Here is a 3,495-nt window from a genome sequence, read left to right on the forward strand (position 1 = left end):
TCGTCTCGGCGGCGGAGATCAGTGCGCAGGTGCCGCTGCGGTCCTTGCCGGTTTCCCAGCTGCCGATGCGGTTCAGCGCGAGGAGGCCGTGCGCGGGATCGTCGGACACTTCGATGAAGGACTCGCCGTTCCACGCGTGCCATTGCACGAGGCTGTCGGTGTGCAGCATCTCGCCGGTGTGCAGAGTGCGCATGTCGGTGAGGGCTTCGCTGTTTTCGGCGCACCAGTAGAGCGCGTTGCCGAGGATGAGGGGAAAGGAGGGCAGCAGGGCGAGCTGCTCGGACTGCGAGGGCGAGAACGCGGTGACCACAAGGCGCTGGCCGTTGAACTCTCCGGCGGCGAGCACGGGCTCGTTGCCGGCAAACCACAGCGGCTCGACTGAGGCGGGCAGCTTGAGCAGCGTGGTCTGCGTGACGGCAATGCGGCTGCTGCTGGCGCGGAAGAGCAGGGGATGGTCCGGCTGCACGGAGCGCACGCCGTCATGCGGGATGCTCTTGATGGCGCGTGCCTGCAGCGGGCCGGAGCTGCTCTGCGGTGTGAGGGAGATCACCGGACGGTCGGCGGGCAGTTCCTTGGGCAGCCAGTTTTCAAACACATACACGTCGGGCTGCTCCTTCGGCGGCCAGGCTTTAGGATCTCCTTTGCGCATTTCGATGCGGCCGTTTTCGATGAGGGCGGAGAGCGCCAGTTCGGTGAAGGGATCGGGCTTGTCAGCAAACCACGCGACGGTGAGCGGTCTGGTTTTGGGCAGCGGTGCGGCGAGGCCGTCGTCCCAGCCGAAGCAGTCGCCGGCGGTCTTCAGGCGGATCTCCATCTGCTGGCCGCGCACGCCTTCCAGAGGCAGGATGAGAGCACTGGATTCTCCGGGGGCGAGATCAAGCTCACGCAACTGCGCGATGCGCCCGGCGATGGAAATTTCGAGCGTGGTGGTGGCCTTGTCCTTGTTGGCGGCGGAGGCGCTGACTTTCACGAAGGCCTCATAACGATCACGCGCCAGCGGGCTGTGGCGGATCTGAAAGCCGGTGAGGCCCACATTGAGCGGCTCCTTGAGGGCCACGGGAATCCAATCGACCGCAGTTGTTGATGAAGGCTGTGAATCGCTCGCCATCCAGATGCGGGAGTGGGTTTCGAGATCCGCGAGGCGCTGGGCCACGGTCAGTGCCGACTCCGGTTTGCCTTCGATGGGCGTGGGGGTGAGCTCTTCGAGCAGGCGCAGGCATTCGCGATGGTTGCGGCTGCGGGAGAGCAGCACGCGGGCGCGAGCATCAAAGGCGATGAGAGATACCACGGTCTGGTCTGGCAGAGAGCGGATGCGTTCCTTCACGCGCTGCTTGGCCGCGTCCAGCCGGGTCTGGCCCTGCAGATCCTGCGCGGCCATGGAGGCGGAGCAGTCCACCACCATGACGACGGCGCTGATGGCATCGGCGGAGAGATTGCCGCTGGGCCGTGCGAGCGCCAGGATGGCAAAGAGCAGCACCAGCAGCGTGAGCAGCAGCGAGAGCCATTTCTTGATGCGCCGCAGCCACGCGGACTCCTGATGCTCACGCGCGAGCGATTTGAAAAACAGCAGCGTGGAAACCGGCACCCGCTTCGCCTGCCGGCGGAAAAGCCACAGCACCAGCGGGATCAGCGCGAGCCAGAGGAGGTGCAGGTAGCTGGGGGTGAGGAAGCGCATTCAGAAGTGACGGACGGGAGAGTGGCCGCAAAGAGGCGCAAAAAGAAGCAAAAAAGTCGAAGAGTTGCGGAGAGGTGTCCGGTCCGGATCGTAGGTTGGGTGTGTTTGGCGAGTGGTTCTTTCCAATGCTCCAACGTGCTCTTCGCCAAACCGCCCGACTTCTGGGCGGCACCGGGTCATGTGGCGTCATCATGCGCTGACAGACGGGCGGGCTGTCGCCACACCCATCCTACGGCTTCCAGAGGACAAACGCCCCCCTACTTCCGCAGCTCATCCAGCGCCTGCTTCAGATGCCCTTCGAGGACGTCCTTGCTCACGTAGGCTTCGCCGATCTTGCGCAGGAGCACGAAGCGGATCTTGCCGTTTTCGAATTTTTTGTCGGTGCGGGCGATGCGCATGATCTCTTCGGTGTCGAGATCGTCCGGCAGGCGCAGGGGGAGATCGCAGAGTTTGAGAAGGTTGAGGATGCGCTCGTAGTGATCGCTGGTGAGATCGGAGACCTGGGTGGAGAGCCAGGCGGCGGCGCGCAGGCCGAGGCTGATGGCCTCTCCGTGCAGCAGCCTGCCGTAGCCTGCGGCGGCCTCGATGGCATGGCCGAGGGTGTGGCCGAAATTCAGCAGGGCGCGGGTGCCGATGGTTTCATATTCATCGGCCTCCACGATGACGGCCTTGATGGCGATGTTCCGGCGGATGAGGCCGACGATGTCTCCCTTGCCCGCGGCGATGTCTTCGATGGCCTTGAACATGGACTCATCGCGAATGCAGGCGTGCTTGATGATTTCCGCAAAGCCTTCGTTCCACTCGCGGGTGGGGAGGGAGCTGAGGGTGTCGAGATCCGCGATGACGTGCACCGGCTGGTGAAAGCAGCCGACCATGTTTTTCGCATTGGGCAGGTTCACGCCAGTCTTGCCGCCCACGGAGCTGTCCACCTGGGAGAGCACGGTGGTGGGCACCTGTACATAAGGAATGCCGCGCTGGTACACGGAGGCGCAGAAGCCTGCCAGATCGCCAATGACGCCGCCGCCGAGGGCGACGACGAAGCTCTTGCGGTCCAGGCCAAAGCGCACCATCTCGCTGAGCACGGACTCGCTCCAGGTGAGGGATTTGGAGGACTCCCCGGCAGGCACGGTGATGAGGTGGGGCTTTTTGCCGGCATCGCGCAGGCTTTGCAGCACCTTCTCAGCGTAGAGCGGGCCCACATTTGAATCCGTGACCACGGCACAGCTGGTGCGGTCCGGCAGCTTTTTGTTCACCTCTTCACCCAGCGTTTTGAGCATGTCGCGACCGACCTGGACGAGGTAGCTGCGTGGGCCTAGATTGACGAAGACGGGGCGGACAGGCTGGACGGGCGGAGGCATGGAAAAAATTCGAGGAGATGGGGGAGTGCGTACTCTGCCGCCGGAACGGAATCGAGGCAAATCGTTTGGAAGCAGCGCTCGCGCCGAAACCAGGTGATTTGTCGCTTGGCGTAGTGCCGGGTGGCCTGCTGGATGGCGGCGAGGGTGTCCTCCAGCGACACCTGCCCGGCCAGGTGGGCGCGGATTTCCCGCACGCCGATGGCCTTTTCCGCCGTGGGGGAGAGCGGGCCCAGGGCGCGGACTTCCTCGATGAGCCCGGCGGCAAACATGTCCAGCGTGCGCTGATTGATGCGGCGGTAGAGCGTCTCGCGGTCCCAGGTGAGGATGACGCCATTCACCTGCGGCTCGGCCTGCTCAAAGGAGCGCCGCAGGCCGGACTGCGGGCGGCCGGAGAGCAGGCAGATCTCCAGCGCACGCTCCACGTAGCGTGGATTGCGCAGGTTCACGGAGGTGGCGGCTTCG

General features: G+C 64.4%; 2 protein-coding genes and 1 pseudogene. All 3 read right to left on the minus strand.

Annotated features, from left to right (window positions below; translation table 11 throughout):
* Positions 1–1,675, minus strand: a 1,675-nt coding sequence (locus WAW39_RS02875; protein WP_422315581.1) for a vWA domain-containing protein, incomplete at its 3' end; no start/stop codon positions are given.
* A 257-nt stretch (positions 1,676–1,932) separates the two neighbouring features.
* Positions 1,933–3,033, minus strand: coding sequence for a 3-dehydroquinate synthase (gene aroB / locus WAW39_RS02880; RefSeq protein WP_422315583.1), 1,101 nt, complete (start codon positions 3,031–3,033; stop codon positions 1,933–1,935).
* Positions 2,988–3,495: pseudogene (locus tag WAW39_RS02885) on the minus strand (hypothetical protein); the annotation flags it as partial. The pseudogene WAW39_RS02885 and the gene aroB, both read right to left, overlap by 46 nt.

The organism is Prosthecobacter sp., assembly GCF_049294395.1.
Taxonomy (GTDB): domain Bacteria; phylum Verrucomicrobiota; class Verrucomicrobiia; order Verrucomicrobiales; family Verrucomicrobiaceae; genus Prosthecobacter.